The organism is Sphingobium abikonense NBRC 16140 (assembly GCF_001598335.1).
Taxonomy (GTDB): Bacteria; Pseudomonadota; Alphaproteobacteria; order Sphingomonadales; family Sphingomonadaceae; genus Sphingobium; species Sphingobium abikonense.
This window is the reverse complement of sequence record NZ_BCYT01000002.1, coordinates 197,859-216,085: the sequence shown is the minus strand read 5'-3', so window position 1 is coordinate 216,085 and position 18,227 is coordinate 197,859. Positions and strand designations below refer to the sequence as shown.

The following is an 18,227-nucleotide window of genomic DNA, read 5'->3' as shown; positions in this document are numbered from 1 at the left end:
TCATGCTGCACGTTGTTCACCACCCGGCCTATGTCTCCCCGGCAACACCCGGCAGCGCCTATCGTTTCGACAAATATGGCCTGGTGATGGATGCGCTGGCGCAAAGCGGCGCGACGATGACCGTTCATACGCCAGAACCGATGCCCCGCGCATGGATCGAAGCCGTGCACGACCCCGATTATGTGGAAGAGGTGACAAGCCTGACTGTCCCGCCGGATAAGGCCCGCCGAATCGGATTTCCCATCACCGATCGCGTGGCGACGCGGTCACTGCTGTCGCCCGGTGGCACCTGGGCTGCGGCGCGCCTGGCGAAAGTCCATGGCTATGCCGCCAATGCGGCGGGCGGCAGCCATCATGCCCTGTATGACACTGGCGCCGGCTATTGCGTGTTCAACGACTTGGCGATCGCAGCCAACCGGTTGATCGCGGAAGGGGACGCCGATCATATCCTGATCCTGGACCTTGACGTGCATCAGGGTGACGGCACGGCCGCGTTGATGGCGGGCCGAGCCGATATCTTTACAATGTCCATTCATGCCGAACGCAATTTCCCGCTGCGAAAGGCGCGATCCAGCCTGGATATCGGACTGGAGGACGGTGTCGATGACGACGGCTATATGGCCGTGCTGGCTGGCAGCCTGCCACGAATATTAGATAACTTCGCACCCGATCTGATCCTGTATCAGGCCGGCGTCGACCCGCATGGCGATGACAGATTGGGACGGTTGAACCTTACCGACACCGGACTCGACGCCCGCGACAGATACGTCCTGCGCCACGCCCGTCAGCGTGCCATTCCGGTAGCCAGCACCATGGGCGGCGGATATGGGGCGGACCGCATGGCGATCGCGCATCGCCATGCGGCCTGCATGATCCGCATGGCGCAGGAGGCGGCCGCGTGACCGATCAATGGTGCGTCGTCGACGCTCCGGGCACCGCCCTTGTCTCCATGATCTTGGCAGCGATCAGGCCGGCTGCGGCCAGCGCGATGAAATCGCTGAAGGCCAGATACAGGAAATAGCCCCAAGGCGCATGGTTGAAGACCGGCTGCCCGATATGCAGCCAGAGCACGGCGGCGATCGAAAACAGGATGGTGACGCGCATACGGCTGCCGAAATCCGTCAGGGCAAAGCGCAATGCGAGCGCGATCAGGATGCCGACCGCCAGTGCCAGGATCAGCCCGCCGATCAGCGACGCGCTGTCCGTTACCGGAAAACCGCTGCTATTATAGAAAACCTGGGCAATAGGGCCACGGCCGTAGAGGATCGTGCCCTGTGCGGTGGCCGGATCGGGGATGACATAGACGCCGGTGCCGGTCGCATTCAGCCCCTGGGCGAGCGCGGCCTGAAGATTGGCGCTTTCCTGATCGCCCGCGCGGCTGAAGGCCAGTGCGCTGAGCGGCGTGCCCCAAAAGATAAAGCCAATGATATACATGGCGAGGCCGCCGAGCAGCCCCCCGATAACCGAACGAACCATGATAGTCCCCCATCCCTGCGATGACTTCGCCGGCTAAACGCCGGATGGAGCGATTTTATCCGTTCAGCCGGAAGGCCGGGACGCCTTTTCCGCGATTCCCGACACGCCTTCACGACGATCCAATTCGTCAAGGACGGTGTCCAGCGCAATCTCGAGATCGGCGAGCAGAACCAGAAGATGGAAAAGCAGGTCTGCGCTTTCGCTCACCGCTCCAGCGCGATCGTCGGCCATTGCGGCGATCACAGTTTCCACCGCTTCCTCGCCCACCTTCTGCGCGATCTTCGCACGGCCCCTGGCGGTCAGCTTGGCGACATAGGACGCCGTCGGATCGGCCGTACGTCGTTGGAGGATGGTCTGTTCCAGCTGATGAAGAGTCGCGCGCATGGCGCGCATCAAGCGCCGTGCGCGCGACCCGTCAAATGAATTTTACTTCCGGCGGTTCTTGCGGTGCGCCACGACCGCGCGGCCACACAGCACGGCCGCACCCATCGCGAACAGCGCCATCTGCTCGGGTTCAGGCACCGGCGTCGGCGTGCCGCCCGACGAACCGCCGGTGGACGAACCACCACCCGACGATGACGAACCGCCGCACTTGCCGAACCAGCATCCCCAAGTCGCCTGCGCCGGTGCGGGCACAGCAGCGCCCATCAAACCGGCAACACCGACCATCAAAAGCGTTTTCCCGTATGTCATGTCACACCCCTGCTACCAATGAACGGAATTGGTCGAGGCCAGGAAATACGGGACGTGCAGGCACCTTTCCAACGGATTAACCACAATAATGACGGCGCAAATGTGCCATTTTGATCCGACGGTTAATCAGGCGGCGCGGACCGGCACCCCAGCGGCCGCCAGGGCGCGATGCGCATCGCCCACGCTATGCTGACCGAAATGAAAAATGGATGCGGCCAGAACCGCGCTGGCATGCCCCTGTATCACGCCATCGACCAGGTGATCGAGCGTGCCCACCCCGCCGCTCGCAATTACCGGCACGGATACCGCGTCGGCAATGGTGCGGGTGAGGGCGAGGTCATAGCCCTGCCGGGTCCCGTCTCCGTCCATCGACGTCACGAGCAATTCGCCCGCACCCAGCTCCGCAAGGCGCAGCGCATGCTCCAACGCGTCGATGCCCGTGGGCTTGCGGCCGCCATGGGTGAAGATTTCCCAGCGCCCCTCCCCCACTTTGCGCGCGTCGACGGAGCCGACGATGCACTGGCTACCGAAACGGTCGGCGATATCCGCCACCAGTTCGGGGCGGACGACCGCCGCGCTGTTGACCGCGACCTTGTCGGCACCCGCCAGCAGCAGCGCGCGTGCGTCATCCGCGCTGCGCACGCCGCCCCCGACCGTCACGGGCATGAAGCACACCTCCGCCGTGCGCCGTACCACGTCCAATATCGTGCCGCGCGCCTCATGCGTGGCGGTGATGTCGAGGAAGCAAAGTTCGTCCGCGCCGGCCGCGTCATAGAGGCGCGCCTGCTCCACCGGGTCGCCGGCATCCTTGAGGTCGACGAAATTGACGCCCTTGACCACGCGGCCATTGGCGACGTCGAGGCAGGGAATGACGCGGGTGCGGACGGTCATGCCGCCGCCTGCGCGACCGCCATGGCGGTCTTCAGATCCAGGCGCCCATCATAGAGCGCCCGGCCGGTGATGACGCCCTCAATCCCCTCATCCGCATGAAGACTGAGTATCCGGATATCGGCGATCCCCGCCACGCCGCCGCTTGCGATCACCGGAATGTCGGTTGCGCGCGCGAGATCGACGGTGGCGTCGATATTGCATCCCTTGAGCAGGCCGTCGCGTCCCACATCGGTGAAGAGCAGGCTGGCGACACCGGCATCCTCGAACCGGCGGGCCAAGTCGACCACCGGCATGTCGCTCTTTTCCGCCCAGCCGTCGGTCGCGACGAACCCGTCGCGCGCGTCCACCGCGACAACGATGCCGCCGGGAAAGTCGCGGGCGGCCGCCTTGACGAAGACTGGATCCTTGAGCGCGGCGGTGCCGATCACGATGCGCGATACGCCAAGATCGAACCAGCGCTCCACTGCCGCGCGATTGCGGATGCCGCCGCCCAACTGAACATGGCCGGGAAAGGCGTCAATGATCGCCTCCACCGCTGCGGCATTGACCGCCTCGCCAGCGAAGCTGCCGTCCAGATCCACCACATGAAGATGCTGCGCGCCCGCCTGCGCGAACAGGAGCGCCTGCGCGGCGGGATTGTCACCATAAATGGTGGCGCGATCCATGTCCCCTTCGGCCAAGCGGACGACCTGGCCGCCTTTAAGGTCGATGGCGGGAAAGACGATCAGGGACATGAGCGAAACCTTTGCGCGCGGCAGCTGTCAGGGCCGCCAGTCGAGAAAGCGGGACAGGAAGGACAAGCCATAGGCCTGGCTTTTTTCCGGGTGAAACTGACAACCGATGATCGTGTCGCGGGCGACTGCTGCGACCAATGGGCCGCCATGGTCGGTCACGGCGGCGACATGGGCCGGATCGGCCGCATCGAAATGATAGCTGTGCAGGAAATAGGCTTCCCCAGGCTGGAGCAGGCCCGGCGCGCCCGTCAGCGTCACGTCGTTCCAGCCCATATGCGGCACCTTGGCCGTTGCATCGGCGGGTTCGATCCGCTGCACTGTGCCGGGAATCCAGCCAAGGCCTTCATGACGGCCAAATTCCTCGCCTGCATCGGCAAGCAACTGCATGCCGACGCACACGCCCAGAAAGGGAATACCACGCGCGTTCACCGCCTCGCCCATCGCTTCGACCATGCCGGGAATCGCGATCAGCGCGTCGCGACAGGCTCGAAAAGCGCCGACGCCCGGCAGCACGATACGGTCGGCCCGCGCTACCGCATCGGCGTCGGCCGTGATGACGACATTCTCCGCCCCAGCCTTGCGCAGGGCATTATGCACCGAATGAAGGTTGCCCGCGCCATAGTCGATCAGAGCGATGGTCACGCCAGCAACGATTCCAGCGTAACGCCCGCCGCCGCGCGCACCGCGTTGAATTCCATGAGGTCGAAAGTTGAGAGCCCATTCTGGAAGAAGGGATCGGTCGCGGCTTTTTCCTGCAATTCCGTGCGCGTGCCACGCGCCAAGATGACCCCGCCGTCACGCGGATTGCGGGGGCCGGCCAGCAGCATCCATCCGTCCGCGACCCCTTGGTCCAGCCAGGCGCGATGAGCCGGGCGGTGGGGCTCAAGCGCTTCAAGCCCTGCGGCATAGGTCAGGGAAATGATGAACATGCCTGATGGTCCTTTACGCCGGAAATTTACAACATGCCTTTGGTCGAAGGGATGGCGTCGGCCTTGCGCGGGTCGACCTCCACCGCCTGCCGCAGCGCCCGGGCGAGGCCCTTGAACGCGCTTTCGACGATATGATGATTATTGCTCCCATAAAGCATTTCGATGTGCAGCGTGATGCCAGCCGCCTGGGCGAAGCTATGGAAGAAATGCTCCACCATTTCGGTGTCCCATTCGCCGACCTTCGTGACCGTGAACGGCAGCTTGCATACCAGCCAGGGGCGGCCTGAAATATCCAGCGCGACCCGGCTCAACGTTTCGTCCATCGGCGAATAGACACTGCCGTAGCGGCTGATCCCGCGCTTGTCGCCCAGTGCCTTGGCCACCGCTTCGCCAATGGCGATCGCCGTATCCTCGGTCGTGTGGTGCTGGTCGACATGCAGGTCGCCGACGGTCTTGACCGTCATGTCGATCAGCGAATGGCGCGAAAGCTGTTCGAGCATATGGTCGAAAAAGCCGATGCCGGTCGACACGGTGTAAAGCCCGGTGCCATCCAGGTTGACGGTCACATCGATCTGCGTTTCCGCAGTGTTGCGGTGAATTTCGGCCGTGCGCATGGCCGCCCTATAGCGTGTGGAACGCAGCATGCAATGTGCGCGCGCACGCTGGAGCGGGCTTGACCCCATGCTTCGGGCCGTTAGGACATTGCGCCATGAGCGATGACCTGCCCGACAGCCTGATTCCCTATGACGAAATCGTGCAGGAGGCGCTGCGCGCGGTCGTCGGCCGTGTGCTGGACGAAGTGCAGCAGACGGGGGGCCTGCCCGGCGCGCATCATTTCTATATCACCTTCAAGACGCAGGCTCCGGGCGTCGACATTCCCAAGCATCTGGTCGAGCGCTTTCCCGATGAAATGACCATCGTCCTCCAGAATAAATTCTGGGACTTGAAGGTCAGCGATCAGCATTTCGAGGTCAGCCTGACCTTCAATCAGGTCGCGGCGCATCTGGTCATTCCTTTCAGCGCAATCACCGCTTTCGTCGATCCGGCGGTCAATTTCGCGCTTCAGTTCCAGGTCCAGTCGGACGAAGCCCCCGAACCGCATGACGAAGCGGAAAATGACGGGCCGCAGGTGACGAACGAGGACGGTTCGAACGTCGTCACGGTGGATTTCGGCAAGAAGAAATAAGCGTCGCCGCTTCCTCTGGTTGAAATCGCATCGCCTGTTACAAGGGCGGCATGCGCACTTTATATCCCCCGATCGAACCCTATGCCTCCGGCCATCTCGACGTCGGGGATGGCCACCATGTCTATTGGGAAAGGTGCGGCACGCCCGGCGCAAAGTCTGCCGTCTTTTTGCATGGCGGGCCGGGCGGCGGCTTCAGCCCCGATCACCGGCGGCTGTTCGATCCCGCACGATACGATCTGCTGCTGTTTGACCAGCGCGGCTGCGGGCGATCGACCCCGCATGCCTCGCTCGACGCCAATAGCACCTGGCATCTGGTTGCCGATATAGAGCGGTTGCGCGCCATGGTGGGCGTCGACCGATGGCTCGTGTTCGGCGGCAGCTGGGGATCGACGCTGGCGCTGGCCTATGCGCAGACGCATCTTGCGCGCGTCAGCGAACTGGTACTGCGCGGCATCTTCACGATCCGCCAGGCCGAGATCGACTGGTATTATCAGGAAGGCGCGAGCCGCATCTATCCCGACAAATGGGAGCGGTTCATCGCCCCGGTGCCCGAAGCCGAGCGCGGCGCCATCGTCGCGGCCTATCGACGGCTGCTGACAGGCGACGATCCGGCCACACGCGTCGCGGCGGCCCGGGCATGGAGCGTCTGGGAGGGCGAAACGGTGCGGTTGTTGCCCGATCCGGCGCTGTCGGCGGTGCATGACGCCGATGATTTCGCGCTCGCCTTCGCGCGGATCGAAAATCATTATTTCGTGCATCGCGGCTGGCTGGACGAAGGCCAGCTGATCGCCAATGCCGCCCTGCTGGCCGACATTCCCGGCGTCATCATCCATGGCCGCTACGACATGGCCTGCCCCGCCGAAACCGCCTGGGCCTTGCACAAGGCTTGGCCGCAGGCGCGTTTCGAACTGATAGAGGGCGCGGGCCATGCCTATAACGAACCGGGCATATTGGACGCGCTCATCCGCGCGACGGATGAATTTGCCGACTGAACAAAGGGGGAGAGCTGAAGCATGCGCATAACCGGAACCGGGATGCTGGGGATCATCCTGCTCTTTGCCCTGACATTGTCGGGGGTGCTGTGGGGCTGCCCGACTTACAATGTCTACAGCAAGGAACAGGCGGGCCGCGCCGCACTGGCGGAGGCGCAATCGTCCCGCCAGATCGCCGTGCTGGAAGCCAAGGCCCGGCTGGAAAGCGCCAAAATGCTTGCTGACGCCGAAGTCGTTCGGGCAGAAGGCGCCGCGCGCGCCAACCGCATTCTGCAGGACAGTCTGGGCGGCCCTGATGGCTATCTGCGCTATCTTCAGATTCAGGCGATCGATTCGAAAGAAGCCAGCCTCATCTATGTACCCACCGAGGGCGGCCTGCCGCTGCTGGAAAGCAGTCGACTGGCCCCTCGACCGACTGCTGATAATTGATTGGGAACTCTAAGGCCGATCTTGCTTTGCCTTGACGAGCCGAGATTGGGAGCGATGCAAGTGACGACACGAATGCTGGGATGGACGATGGTGCCGCTGTTGGCAGCACTTGCCGGTTGCGGAGAGGCGGCCACGGACCAGGCGGCGGCCAGCGGCGATCAGACCATGGCGGAAAGCGGCGCGGCGGCGCAGGTTGCCAAGCTGACGCCTGAGCAGCGCAATGGCGTGTTCGAGAAGGCCATTCGCGATTCGGGCGTTGCCTGCCCGACCGTCACCGCATCGGAGCGAACGGACATTCGACCGGGCGTCAAAGGCTGGAAGGCGCAATGCGACAATGACAGCGCGCATCTGATCGAGATCACGCCCGACGGCACCGCCAAGGTAACGAGCCGGACTTATTGAGCGGATTTAGGCGGCGTAGATGGCCGGGCGGTAGCGAGCTTCCGGGATGGGATGACCGTGCTCGCGCGCGAAATCGAGCCACAGCCCGATCGCCACTTGGACTTCGGCAATGGCTTCGCTTGGAGTGTCACCGTGCGCGGAGCAAGGTTTGAGGTCAGGCACATCTGCAATCCAGACCTTGTCCTCCTTCGACCAGAAGACATTGATGTGATACTGATGGTCCATCATTCGTCCATGCTGAGTCCTTGCGCTTCGATCATATCAAGGAATTGCTCGACCTGATAGGTCTTGGCATCCTTGCCGTGGGGCTGAATGATCAAAGGACGGTCAATGCCTGCGCGACCGTAAACATGATGATTGCCGCTGACGCGCATTAGCCGAAAGCCGAAGGCTTCGAGAAGCCGTTGAAAATCGCGGAAGCTGAGGTTGCGACTGCCCTGAAGCAGTTGTTGCAAGAGTTTGGCGGGTTTGACCATCGGGAAATCCTTTTGATCTAACTTCTGCCAACTCACGATCTCAATTTGAATCGACGTTACGTTCCTCGGGCGGCCACTGAGATTTAGATGTGATAGTCTCTATCGCCCGAATTTCCGCTGTGTCTTGCCATAACGCAGCTTGCGCGTGCCCGGCTTGCCCTCGGTCGCCCGCCCCCTCGGCGCGGCGACCTGCTCGTCGGCGGGCAGGCCCAGTTCCTCTGCTTCCAGCTTGCGGATTTCGTCCCTGATCCTTCCAGCCTCTTCGAACTCCAGATCGGCGGCGGCGGCGCGCATCTTCTTTTCCAGATCCTCGATATAGGCGCGCAGATTATGGCCCACCATATGCGGGCGGTCGTCCAGCCCGGTATCCACCGTGACCTGATCCTTGGAGGCGACATGGGCGATGATGTCGCCGATCTGGCGCTTGATCGTCGTCGGCGTGATGCCATGTTCCAGATTATAGGCCTGCTGCTTTTCACGCCGGCGCGCGGTCTCGTTGAGCGCGCGTTCCATCGACCCGGTGATGCGGTCGGCGTAAAGGATCACCCGCCCCTCCACATTGCGAGCGGCGCGGCCGATCGTCTGAATGAGCGAGGTTTCGGAGCGAAGGAAGCCTTCCTTGTCGGCATCCAATATCGCGACCAGCCCGCATTCGGGGATATCCAGCCCCTCGCGCAACAGGTTGATGCCGATCAGCACATCATAGACGCCAAGCCGCAGGTCGCGGATCAGCTCGATACGCTCCAGCGTCTCGACGTCGCTATGCATGTAGCGGACCTTGATCCCCGCCTCATGCATGAACTCGGTCAGATCCTCGGCCATGCGCTTGGTGAGCGTGGTGACGAGCGTGCGATAGCCCTGCGCCGCGACCTTGCGGCATTCGTTGATGAGGTCGTCAACCTGGTCCTCGACCGGCTTGATCTCGACCGGTGGGTCGATGAGGCCAGTGGGGCGGATCACCTGCTCGCTGAACACGCCGCCGGTCTGCTCCATCTCCCATGGGCCGGGGGTCGCCGACACGCTGACGGTCTGCGGTCGCATCGCGTCCCATTCGTTGAAACGCAGCGGGCGGTTATCGATGCAGCTTGGCAAGCGGAACCCATATTCAGCGAGCGTGATCTTGCGCCGGTGGTCGCCCCGCGCCATCGCGCCGATCTGCGGCACGGTCTGGTGGCTTTCGTCGACGAACAGCACGGCGTTTTCGGGCAGATATTCGAACAAGGTCGGTGGCGGCTCGCCGGGCAGGCGGCCGGTCAGAAAGCGCGAATAATTCTCGATCCCGGCGCAGCTGCCCGTCGCTGCGATCATCTCCAGATCGAAATTGGTGCGCTGCTCCAGACGTTGCGCCTCCAGCAGCTTCCCCTCCGCCACCAGTTCCTTGAGGCGCTCGGCCAGTTCAAAACGGATCGCCTCCATCGCCTGCTTGAGCGTCGGCCCGGGCGTGACATGGTGGCTGTTGGGGAAGACCTTCACATAATCGAGGCTGGCGACCTTCTTGCCGGTCAGCGGATCGAATTCGACGATGTCCTCAATCTCATTGCCAAAGAAGCTGACGCGCCAGGCGGTGTCCTCATAGTGCGAGGGGAAGATTTCCAGATTATCGCCCTTCACGCGGAAATTGCCGCGCGCAAAGCCGGCATCGTTGCGCTTATACTGGAGCGCGACCAGCTTGCGGATGATCTCCCGCTGATCCTCCACACCGCCCTTCTTCATGCTGAAGGTCATGGCCGAATAGGTTTCGACCGACCCGATGCCATAAAGGCAGGACACCGACGCCACGATGATGACGTCGTCGCGCTCGAGCAGCGCGCGGGTGGCCGAATGGCGCATCCGGTCGATGCTCTCGTTCACGCTCGACTCCTTTTCGATATAGGTGTCGGAGCGCGGCACATAGGCTTCGGGCTGGTAATAGTCGTAATAGCTGACGAAATATTCGACCGCATTGTCGGGGAAGAAGCTCTTGAACTCGCCATAGAGTTGCGCCGCCAAAATCTTGTTGGGCGCAAGGATCAGCGCGGGCCGCTGCAACGCCTCGATCGTCTTGGCCATGGTGAAGGTCTTGCCTGAGCCCGTGACGCCCAGCAGCACCTGATCCTTCTCACCGGCCCGCGCCGCCGCCACCAGTTCGGCGATCGCGGTCGGCTGATCGCCGGAGGGTTCATAGTCGCTCACCAGCGTGAACGGCCGCCCGCCCTCGCTTTTTTCCGGGCGCGCCGGACGGTGCGGGACAAAGCTCTGGCCGGTTTCCGGCTCGGACAGGTCGGTGCGGATTTGAATTGTCATCGCGGATTGATATGGTGCCGGAACATAAGGGGTGCAACAGGGAGATCGGACGATGCGCGGAGCGCTTTTGACGATGCTGGGCTTGACCATGACGCTGGCGGCCTGCGGCGATCAGCCAGGCGAAAAGGCCGGCGACATCGCCGCGACCGACGCCATGAGCAAGGCGCAGGTGAAAGAGGCCGTGGACAAGGTGCAATTGAAGCCCGGCCAGTGGGAGGGGCGCTTCACCATCCAGGATATTGATCTGTCGGGCATGCCCGGCACGCCGCCGGCGATGGAAGAACAGATGAAGCGGATGATGAGCCAGACATCGCTCACCTATTGCGTGACGCCCGAAGAAGCCGCCAATCCGGGCGCGGAGATGTTTTCAGGCCAAGAGGACAAAAATTGCCGCTTCGCCGATTTCTCCGCCACCGCGGGCAAGGTGAAGGGCCGCGTCTCCTGCAAGGCGGAGGGCGGCACCATGAACGCCGCCATGTCGGGCAGCTATGCGCCCGACAGCTATGCGATGGACATGGACATGAAGATGGAAGGTGGCCCCGAAGGCCAGACCATGGCCATGACCGCCCGTTCGGAGGGCAAGTGGATCGGCCCGAGATGTGAAGAGAGTAAGTGATCGTCCGGCTGATCCTTTCACTGTCACTTAGCCTGGGCATCTGTTGCGGGCTTGCGAGCGCTGCCGAGCCTGACACGATCGTGGTGAACGGTCAGCGACTGACGAAAGAGGAAGCGCGCGCACGGGCAACTGACTTTGTCCGGCGCCTGGGCGTTGTCCAGGGAGACAGGCCGGCCGCGCGATGGTCGTCTGGCATTTGCCTCAAGATCAAAGGTGTTTCCGCCGATATTGCGGACATCGTTGAGGCGCGCATGACGTCGACGATACAGAGAGTCGACGCACCGATCGCGACCGGAAAATGCACGACCAACCTCCTGGTCGCATTCGTAAGCGACGGACAGGAACTCGCCGCCCTTGTCAATGAACGGCAGCCCGGCAGCATGACGGATATCCAAGGTCCGGAACGCCGCGAACTGCTCGAAGGCGATGCGCCTATTCGTTGGTGGTATACGATTGCCTATGGATCGGGCGACGGCGACGCCCTGTCATCGACCCCCTCTCCCATCACCGGGGGCAATGGCGAGGCGGGAGGATCCATATTGCCCGATGGCGTGCCGACGGGTGGCTCCTATGCGCCGAGCCTCATCCGCAGTCAGGCGATACGGCTCATACGCGCTGCCACCGTCATCATCGACGTGAACCGGGCCGAGGGCATCACGTTGAACGCCGCCGCGGACTACGCCGCGTTCGTTGGCCTTGCCGAAATTCGCCGAAATTCGCCGTCTTCTGTTCGATCGATCATCAACCTCTTCCAGGCTGAATATGGGTCCGACAGCCTGACGGACTGGGATTTACGTTTCCTCACCGAATTATATTCTCTTCCGCTCAACCGTCTGGGTCGGCTTCAGCGCGGCTACCTGGTCAAGGCGCTTGTCGATGATGATGATATTGGCGAGGGCGAATAGGGATTTGCCCTGCTGGCTCTGCGGCCGGCCATTGGGCGCACGGATCGAGTGGCATCATCCTGTGCCCAAGAGCCGGGGCGGGCGGGAGACGGTGGCGGTGCATCCCATTTGCCATCGCACCATCCACGCGACCTTCACCAACGCGCAATTGGCTCGCGACCTTGCCTCCGCTGCCGACTTGCGAGGCGCGCCTGCCCTTGCCGCCTTCCTGCGCTGGATCGACGGGAAGCCGCCCGATTTCCATGCGCCAACGCGCGGTATCCGGCGTCGGCGATGATGGAACCCGGTGCGCTTTGGTCTTGCACTTTGGGGCCGGGCAGTAGAGCCTTGCGCCAATGACTCGACACCAAGGTTGGGGAGAGGAAATGCGATTTCTGATGCTGGGCGCGGTGACCGCCCCGATGCTGGCCCTCGGGGCGTGCGGCAGTGACCCGACGCCCGCGCCGCAGGCCGAAGAGCCGCCCATCGTCATGCAGGCCGGGGAATGGGAGCTGACCCGCAAGACGACCGGCTATAACACCCCGACCGTGACGCCTGCCCAATATCAGGAGGCGCTGAAGCAGATAGGCGAGGAAAAGCTCTGCATCGCGTTCGACGCGGATAATGCGCCGGATGCCGATGCGCTTGCGGGGCCGGAGGGGCAGGATTGCGTCTACAAGGACAAGCTGGTGCGCAAGGGACGGCTGATCGCGACGCTCAGCTGCAAGGCCGGCGCGGGCGTGTCGGAACTGGTAGTCGAGGGCAATTACACCAATGACAGCATGACGCTGGGCACGACGATGACCAAGACCGAGGGTGGAAAACCGGTGCTGCGCACCACCCACGACCTGACCGCGCGGCGGGTGGGCGACTGTCCGAAGGCGGGCTGAGGAACAGGCCGGCGCGCCGTCAAGATTGACACTGAAGCCGACAGCTGCAAGGCATCTCTTTTTGTTGGATCGCACCTGTCGTTTTTGCCGTCGGCATTGGCCGCCCTACCCCGCCTTGCTCCGCGCCGCCGCCAGCACGTGGCCAGCGAAGCGGGCATAATCGGCGCAGGCGCGCTGGAGCGCCGGGCCGCTGTCTGCGTCCCGCCATGCCCCGAAGCAATGGCGATTTTGCGCCGCACGCATCTGCCGCAGGCGCGCGCGGCCTTCGTCGGGCAAGCCAAGGCGCGGAGCGACCCGCCGCCAGGCTTCGGCGGCGCTGAAGATGCGGCGCTGCGGATGGACGCCAGGGTCTGCGCCGGCGGCCGCGCCTAGCCGATCCAAGCGGTCGGCCTCGACAATGAGGTCGGTCAGGAACAGGTCCAGTTCGCGCAGGCCATTGCCGATGAGCCGCGCCGGCATGGCGTCGCGGCGGCGGACGCAGGCGTCGGGGCAGCCGCCTGTCGCCATCCCGTTGGCAAGGAAAATAGCGGCGCGTTCGATGCGGGCGACCTGATCGGCCAGGGCCGAATAGGGATCGCCCGGCGCGGTCAGCTTTCGTCGCCCATGCGCAGCGCGGCAATGAAGGCTTCCTGCGGGATCTGCACGCTGCCATATTCGCGCATCCGCTTCTTGCCCTCCTTCTGCTTGTCGAGCAGCTTCTTCTTGCGGCTGATGTCGCCGCCATAGCATTTGGCGGTGACGTCCTTGCGCATCGCCGCGATCGTCTCACGCGCGATCACCTTGCCGCCGATCGCCGCCTGGATCGGAATCTTGAACAAATGGCGGGGGATGAGGTCCTTCAACCGCTCGCACATATGCCGCCCGCGCGCTTCGGCGGCGGAGCGGTGGACGATCATGCTGAGCGCGTCGACCGGCTCGTTATTGACCAGGATGCTCATCTTGACGAGGTCGCCCTCGCGCGTGCCGATCTGGTGATAGTCGAAGCTGGCATAGCCGCGGGAAATCGATTTCAGCCGGTCGTAGAAATCGAACACGACTTCGTTGAGCGGCAGTTCATAGGTCACTTGCGCACGCCCGCCGACATAGGTCAGGTTCTTCTGGATGCCGCGCCGGTCCTGGCAGAGCTTGAGGATGCTGCCCAGATATTCGTCGGGGCAGTAGATCACTGCCTCGATCCACGGCTCCTCGATCATTTCGATATGATTGGGATCGGGCATGTCGGCGGGGTTGTGCAGATGGCGCACCGTCCCGTCCTTCATGTGCATGTCATAGACCACCGACGGCGCGGTGGTGATGAGGTCGAGATCATACTCGCGGGTCAGCCGCTCCTGAATGATCTCCAGATGAAGAAGGCCCAGGAACCCGCAGCGGAAGCCGAAGCCGAGCGCTGCGGAGGTTTCCATCTCGAACGAGAAGCTGGCGTCGTTGAGGCGCAGCTTGCCGATCGAGTCGCGCAGCTTTTCAAAGTCGTTGGCGTCGACCGGGAAGAGGCCGCAGAAGACGACCGACTGCACTTCCTTGAACCCCGGCAAGGGCTTGGTCGCCGGGTTCTTGACCGTGGTAATGGTGTCACCCACGCGCGTCTGGCTGATGTCCTTGATCTGCGCGGTGATGAAGCCGATTTCGCCTGGCCCCAGTTCGGCCAGCTGCTCGATCTTGGGCCGGAAACAGCCGACCCGGTCGATCAGATGTTCGGTGCCGCCGATCATGAACTTGATATTCTGGCCCTTCCGGATGACGCCATTCATGACACGCACCAGAATGACGACGCCGAGATACGGGTCATACCAGCTGTCGACCAGCATCGCTTCCAAGGGTGCGTCCCGGTCCCCTTTTGGCGCGGGGATCTTGGCGACGATCGCTTCCAATATGTCGTCGATGCCGATGCCGGACTTGGCGCTGGCCAGCACCGCTTCGGACGCATCGAGGCCGATCACCTCCTCAATCTCGGCCTTCACCTTTTCCGGTTCAGCGGCCGGCAGGTCGATCTTGTTGATGACAGGCACGATTTCATGATCATGCTCGATTGATTGATAGACGTTTGCCAGCGTCTGCGCCTCCACCCCCTGCGCGGCGTCGACTACCAGCAGTGCGCCTTCACAGGCGGCCAGGCTGCGCGAGACTTCATAGGCGAAGTCGACATGCCCCGGCGTGTCCATGAGGTTGAGCGCGTAGCTCTGCCCGTCCTTGGCAACATAATCGAGGCGCACGGTCTGCGCCTTGATCGTGATGCCGCGTTCCTTTTCGATGTCCATATTGTCGAGCACCTGCGCGCTCATTTCGCGGTCGGTCAGGCCGCCGGTGCGCTGGATCAGGCGATCGGCCAGGGTCGATTTGCCATGGTCGATATGCGCGATGATCGAGAAGTTACGGATCTGGGACAGGTCAGTCATCGGCGCCCGATAGCAGCGATTCTCCGCCCTGTCAGCACGGCTGACGCGCGGTGCGGCATCTGTAGGCAAGCGGGCCACTTCATGCTAATGAAAGCCCTCCTTTGCCGGGTCGCGCCATAAGAAAAAACGGCTGAACTTCACCGCATCAAGGGGAAAATTGGGGCAATGTCCAAAATGCTAACCGCGCTGGCCGCCACGGCGGTCCTGACCGCCGCGCCAGCGACGACCATCGCGCAGACCAACATGAGTTCTTCGGGCAAGACCTACAAGGACGGCACGACCAAGGGCGCGTCGTCCGGCCGGCGCTCGCAGGAGCGCGCAACCCGCGAAATCCCGCACTGCACGAAGATGCTGGGGACGGTTGCGATCGTCGAACCGGACAATCAGTGGTGGCGCGAACTCAATCTGGGCAGCCCTGAGGCGATCCTGAAGGTGTTCGTCCAGCAGTCCGGCTGTTTCCGCATGGTCAATCGCGGCCGCTCGATGCAGAGCCGCGCGATGGAACGCGCCATGGCGGACGCCGGCGAATTGCAGGCGGGATCGAATCTGGGCAAGGGCCAAGTGAAGGCGGCGGACTATTATCTGGAGCCCGACATCGTGTCGTCCAACCGCAATTCGGGCGGCGGCGGCATCGGCGGCGCGCTGGGCGGCCTGATGGGCGGCTTTGGCGGCGCGATCCTGGGCGGGCTGAACATCAAGAAGAAGGAAGCCAATGTCACCTTGTCGATCGTGAACGCCCGCACGACCGAGGAAGAGGCGCTGACCGAAGGCTATGCGCGCAAGACCGATGTCGGCTTTGGCGGCGGCGCAGGCGGCGGCTGGTGGGGCGGCTTCGCGGCGGCTGGCGGTTCGGGCTATCAGAATACCGAAATCGGCCAGGTCATCGTGCTCGCCTATCTCGACGCCTATACCAAGCTGGTGACGCAACTGGGCGGTCTGCCCGACAATGCGGCGGCGGCGGCGCCCGTGGCGCAATAAGGTCCGCAGCCGAGCAATGCGAGAGGCGCGGCCAGCGATGGCCGCGCCTTTTCATGTCTGGCTGGGCGTCACGCCGGGTATGAGCATGCGGGCGGTGCGGCGGCGCTTCCACCAGGCGAGGATGGCCTCGCCGGCCGGCCTTTCGACCAGGCGATTGATCGCGGTGCCGAGCAGCAGCGCCACCGCGAAGGCGGCGGCAAAGCCGATCCAGGGGCTGTAGCCCGCCCTTGCCATTTCCAGCATGATGACGAAACCGACATGCTGGTGGATGAGGTAGAAGGAATAGCTGATCCCACCGAGCCAGATCAGGGGCTGCACGCGCAGGAAACGCAGCTTCCCGTTGATGAGCGCGGTGAAGGCGGCGAGCAGCACGACACCCACCAGGGTCACGTCCCATGTTTCCATCGTCGCGATGGAAAGCAGCGCCAGGGCGGCATAGGGTGCCTGCTGCCTGAGGCTGCGTTCCCCGCGCCAGCAGCGATAGGCCAGCATGCCGATCACGAAGAAGGGCGTGTAGCGCAGCACCAGCAGCATGATGATGCGTTCGGGCATGTCGGGCCAGATCCAATAGAGCCAACGCAGCAGCAGCCACCCCGCCAGCAAGGGTTCGAGCCGACGGGTACCGGCGAATTTCCAGATGCTGATCATGCAGAAATAGAATGCGATCTCCACCGTCAGCGTCCAGTAGGCGCCATCCACCTCGGGCAGGAAGGCAAAGCCCTGAAGCATGGTGAAATTGGCGAGGATGGCGACGGGGCCGATCAGCAATTGCGTCGCATGGGCCAGATATTCGACCGCAAGCGTCAGCAGCATCGCCACAAGATAGGCGGGATAAAGCCGCGCGAAGCGATTGACCATGAAGTCGGCGACCGTCCCGATCCGGTCCAGCGTGAAGAAGATCGCGAAGCCCGAAATCGTGAAAAACAGCAGCACGCGATAATTGCCGCCGGGGAAGCTGAACGGCACATGCGCCGCCTGCGGGAACAGCTCATGAAAGCGCGTCGAATAATGGAAGATCAGCACGCACAACGCCCCGATGCCGCGCAGGGCATCCAGTTCGGTCAGGCGACCATGGTTGAGCTTCGGGCGATCCATGCGCCCCTATAGCAATGAAACAGCAATAAGTCCGCCACGAAGATGGTTAACCGGAAACGATAAGAAGCCGTTTCACTGCCCCCCTTCCCGCTTTGATACAGGGACCGGCGCGACGCCGTTCGCGCAAAGGGCCGGCGCTGCCTTTTGCAGTGCCGGCCCTTGATAAGGTCGCATGAGGCGCTGCCCCGCTTCCACAACAGAGCGGAATTTAGCGCGCTTTGCCATCCAGAATGGCGGAGATCGCTACCGTCACATCATCCATGTCTGCCATGCCGTCAACGCGGGATACGATGTCGCGCGCTTCGTAGATGGGCAGGATGGGCGCGGTCTTGGCGCGATATTCCGCCATGCGCGTCCGGACCGTCTCCTCATTGTCGTCGGGCCGGCGCTTGAATTCATGCCCATGGCATTTGTCGCACTCGCCCTCGACCTTGGGCTGTTTGAAGCGGTCATGATAGCCAGCGCCGCAGGTGGCGCAGGTGAAGCGGCCGGTGATGCGATCCACCAGTGCGTCCTCGTCTACTTCCAGCTCGATCACATGGTCGAGCGTGCGGCCTCGATCGGACAGAATGGTGTCGAGCGAATGGGCCTGCGCCTCGGTGCGGGGATAGCCGTCGAAGATCACGCCGGTTTCGGGCGACAGCGCATCCAGCGCCTCGCCGATGATGCCGGAGACGATCTCGTCCGACACCAGCTCGCCCGCCTCCATCACCGCTTTCGCCTTGAGTCCGATGGGCGTCCCCGCCTTCACCGCCGCGCGCAGCATGTCGCCGGTCGATAGCTGGACCATGCCCCGGCTCTCGACCAGGCGAGTCGCCTGCGTGCCCTTGCCCGCACCCGGAGGGCCAAGCAGAATGATGTTCATTGCGCGCATACTCCC

At 63.1% G+C, this 18,227-nt stretch carries 26 protein-coding genes; 10 read left to right on the top strand and 16 right to left on the bottom strand.

Annotated elements, in window-relative coordinates; genetic code table 11:
- Positions 1–2 precede the first annotated feature (2 nt).
- Positions 3–902: a histone deacetylase family protein gene (locus SAB01S_RS03115; RefSeq protein ID WP_062731776.1), complete on the top strand. Its 900-nt coding sequence runs from the start codon at positions 3–5 to the stop codon at positions 900–902.
- 4 nt (positions 903–906) lie between these two features.
- Here SAB01S_RS03115 and SAB01S_RS03110 read toward each other — a convergent pair whose 3' ends face one another.
- The 8 genes from SAB01S_RS03110 to hisB form a co-directional block, all read right to left on the bottom strand.
- Entirely contained in the window at positions 907–1,476 is a 570-nt protein-coding gene (locus SAB01S_RS03110; protein ID WP_174525603.1) for a hypothetical protein, read from the bottom strand.
- Between the two features lie 63 nt (positions 1,477–1,539).
- Entirely contained in the window at positions 1,540–1,860 is a 321-nt protein-coding gene (locus SAB01S_RS03105) for a phosphoribosyl-ATP diphosphatase (protein WP_062731774.1), read from the bottom strand.
- A 42-nt stretch (positions 1,861–1,902) separates the two neighbouring features.
- On the bottom strand, positions 1,903–2,169 hold the full coding sequence (locus tag SAB01S_RS03100) for a PEP-CTERM sorting domain-containing protein (protein ID WP_062731656.1): 267 nt from the start codon (positions 2,167–2,169) through the stop codon (positions 1,903–1,905).
- Between the two features lie 126 nt (positions 2,170–2,295).
- On the bottom strand, positions 2,296–3,060 hold the full coding sequence (hisF, locus tag SAB01S_RS03095) for an imidazole glycerol phosphate synthase subunit HisF (protein WP_062731655.1): 765 nt from the start codon (positions 3,058–3,060) through the stop codon (positions 2,296–2,298).
- Positions 3,057–3,794 (bottom strand): 1-(5-phosphoribosyl)-5-[(5-phosphoribosylamino)methylideneamino]imidazole-4-carboxamide isomerase, encoded by a 738-nt coding sequence (gene hisA / locus SAB01S_RS03090; RefSeq protein ID WP_021227528.1) that lies wholly within the window; start codon positions 3,792–3,794, stop codon positions 3,057–3,059. Before hisA ends, hisF begins: the two co-directional genes overlap by 4 nt.
- A gap of 27 nt (positions 3,795–3,821) precedes the next feature.
- Entirely contained in the window at positions 3,822–4,436 is a 615-nt protein-coding gene (gene hisH, locus SAB01S_RS03085; RefSeq protein WP_062731654.1) for an imidazole glycerol phosphate synthase subunit HisH, read from the bottom strand.
- Positions 4,433–4,723 carry a YciI family protein gene (locus SAB01S_RS03080; protein ID WP_062731653.1) on the bottom strand — a complete coding sequence of 97 codons (291 nt, stop codon included), beginning with the start codon at positions 4,721–4,723 and terminating at the stop codon, positions 4,433–4,435. The genes hisH and SAB01S_RS03080 overlap by 4 nt, the downstream gene beginning before the upstream one ends.
- 26 nt (positions 4,724–4,749) lie before the next feature.
- On the bottom strand, positions 4,750–5,337 hold the full coding sequence (hisB, locus tag SAB01S_RS03075) for an imidazoleglycerol-phosphate dehydratase HisB (RefSeq protein ID WP_062731652.1): 588 nt from the start codon (positions 5,335–5,337) through the stop codon (positions 4,750–4,752).
- Positions 5,338–5,432: 95 nt separating this feature from the next.
- On the opposite strand from hisB, the gene SAB01S_RS03070 reads away from it, so the two are divergent.
- From SAB01S_RS03070 to SAB01S_RS03055, 4 genes are all read left to right on the top strand, one after another.
- Complete coding sequence (locus SAB01S_RS03070; RefSeq protein WP_021227532.1) at positions 5,433–5,909, top strand: SspB family protein; 477 nt, start codon at positions 5,433–5,435, stop codon at positions 5,907–5,909.
- 50 nt (positions 5,910–5,959) lie between these two features.
- On the top strand, positions 5,960–6,901 hold the full coding sequence (pip, locus tag SAB01S_RS03065; protein WP_062731651.1) for a prolyl aminopeptidase: 942 nt from the start codon (positions 5,960–5,962) through the stop codon (positions 6,899–6,901).
- Between the two features lie 21 nt (positions 6,902–6,922).
- A complete protein-coding gene (locus SAB01S_RS03060; protein ID WP_245646395.1) occupies positions 6,923–7,330 on the top strand; it encodes an SPFH domain-containing protein in 408 nt (135 codons plus the stop codon).
- Positions 7,331–7,402: 72 nt separating this feature from the next.
- Entirely contained in the window at positions 7,403–7,732 is a 330-nt protein-coding gene (locus tag SAB01S_RS03055) for a hypothetical protein (RefSeq protein WP_439646652.1), read from the top strand.
- Between the two features lie 6 nt (positions 7,733–7,738).
- Here SAB01S_RS03055 and SAB01S_RS03050 read toward each other — a convergent pair whose 3' ends face one another.
- The 3 genes from SAB01S_RS03050 to uvrB form a co-directional block, all read right to left on the bottom strand.
- A complete protein-coding gene (locus tag SAB01S_RS03050) occupies positions 7,739–7,960 on the bottom strand; it encodes a type II toxin-antitoxin system HicB family antitoxin (RefSeq protein ID WP_062731650.1) in 222 nt (73 codons plus the stop codon).
- On the bottom strand, positions 7,957–8,208 hold the full coding sequence (locus tag SAB01S_RS03045; RefSeq protein WP_062731649.1) for a type II toxin-antitoxin system HicA family toxin: 252 nt from the start codon (positions 8,206–8,208) through the stop codon (positions 7,957–7,959). The genes SAB01S_RS03050 and SAB01S_RS03045 overlap by 4 nt, the downstream gene beginning before the upstream one ends.
- Before the next feature lie 99 nt (positions 8,209–8,307).
- Positions 8,308–10,491, bottom strand: a complete 2,184-nt coding sequence (gene uvrB / locus SAB01S_RS03040; protein WP_062731648.1) for an excinuclease ABC subunit UvrB — start codon at positions 10,489–10,491, stop codon at positions 8,308–8,310.
- A gap of 52 nt (positions 10,492–10,543) precedes the next feature.
- Between uvrB and SAB01S_RS03035 the strand changes: the two genes are divergently transcribed.
- A complete protein-coding gene (locus tag SAB01S_RS03035; RefSeq protein ID WP_062731647.1) occupies positions 10,544–11,107 on the top strand; it encodes a DUF3617 domain-containing protein in 564 nt (187 codons plus the stop codon).
- Between the two features lie 23 nt (positions 11,108–11,130).
- On the opposite strand, the gene SAB01S_RS18790 is transcribed toward SAB01S_RS03035, so the two are convergent.
- On the bottom strand, positions 11,131–11,502 hold the full coding sequence (locus SAB01S_RS18790; RefSeq protein ID WP_245646394.1) for a hypothetical protein: 372 nt from the start codon (positions 11,500–11,502) through the stop codon (positions 11,131–11,133).
- On the opposite strand from SAB01S_RS18790, the gene SAB01S_RS18785 reads away from it, so the two are divergent.
- From SAB01S_RS18785 to SAB01S_RS03020, 3 genes are all read left to right on the top strand, one after another.
- Positions 11,488–12,012, top strand: a complete 525-nt coding sequence (locus SAB01S_RS18785) for a hypothetical protein (RefSeq protein ID WP_245646393.1) — start codon at positions 11,488–11,490, stop codon at positions 12,010–12,012. The two genes, SAB01S_RS18790 and SAB01S_RS18785, sit on opposite strands and share 15 nt — an antisense overlap.
- Complete coding sequence (locus SAB01S_RS03025) at positions 11,990–12,289, top strand: HNH endonuclease (RefSeq protein WP_174525611.1); 300 nt, start codon at positions 11,990–11,992, stop codon at positions 12,287–12,289. Before SAB01S_RS18785 ends, SAB01S_RS03025 begins: the two co-directional genes overlap by 23 nt.
- Before the next feature lie 88 nt (positions 12,290–12,377).
- Positions 12,378–12,881 carry a DUF3617 domain-containing protein gene (locus tag SAB01S_RS03020; protein WP_062731645.1) on the top strand — a complete coding sequence of 168 codons (504 nt, stop codon included), beginning with the start codon at positions 12,378–12,380 and terminating at the stop codon, positions 12,879–12,881.
- 105 nt (positions 12,882–12,986) lie between these two features.
- On the opposite strand, the gene SAB01S_RS03015 is transcribed toward SAB01S_RS03020, so the two are convergent.
- Together SAB01S_RS03015 and lepA are read right to left on the bottom strand one after the other, a co-directional pair.
- A complete protein-coding gene (locus tag SAB01S_RS03015) occupies positions 12,987–13,388 on the bottom strand; it encodes a hypothetical protein (RefSeq protein ID WP_062731644.1) in 402 nt (133 codons plus the stop codon).
- An 80-nt stretch (positions 13,389–13,468) separates the two neighbouring features.
- Positions 13,469–15,274 carry a translation elongation factor 4 gene (lepA, locus tag SAB01S_RS03010; RefSeq protein WP_062731643.1) on the bottom strand — a complete coding sequence of 602 codons (1,806 nt, stop codon included), beginning with the start codon at positions 15,272–15,274 and terminating at the stop codon, positions 13,469–13,471.
- Between the two features lie 243 nt (positions 15,275–15,517).
- Here lepA and SAB01S_RS03005 point away from each other — a divergent pair, with 243 nt between their 5' ends.
- Positions 15,518–16,252, top strand: a complete 735-nt coding sequence (locus tag SAB01S_RS03005) for a CsgG/HfaB family protein (RefSeq protein WP_052034187.1) — start codon at positions 15,518–15,520, stop codon at positions 16,250–16,252.
- A gap of 51 nt (positions 16,253–16,303) precedes the next feature.
- On the opposite strand, the gene SAB01S_RS03000 is transcribed toward SAB01S_RS03005, so the two are convergent.
- Positions 16,304–17,347 carry an acyltransferase family protein gene (locus SAB01S_RS03000; RefSeq protein WP_062731642.1) on the bottom strand — a complete coding sequence of 348 codons (1,044 nt, stop codon included), beginning with the start codon at positions 17,345–17,347 and terminating at the stop codon, positions 16,304–16,306.
- 208 nt (positions 17,348–17,555) lie between these two features.
- On the bottom strand, positions 17,556–18,212 hold the full coding sequence (locus tag SAB01S_RS02995; protein ID WP_062731641.1) for an adenylate kinase: 657 nt from the start codon (positions 18,210–18,212) through the stop codon (positions 17,556–17,558).
- Positions 18,213–18,227 lie beyond the last annotated feature (15 nt).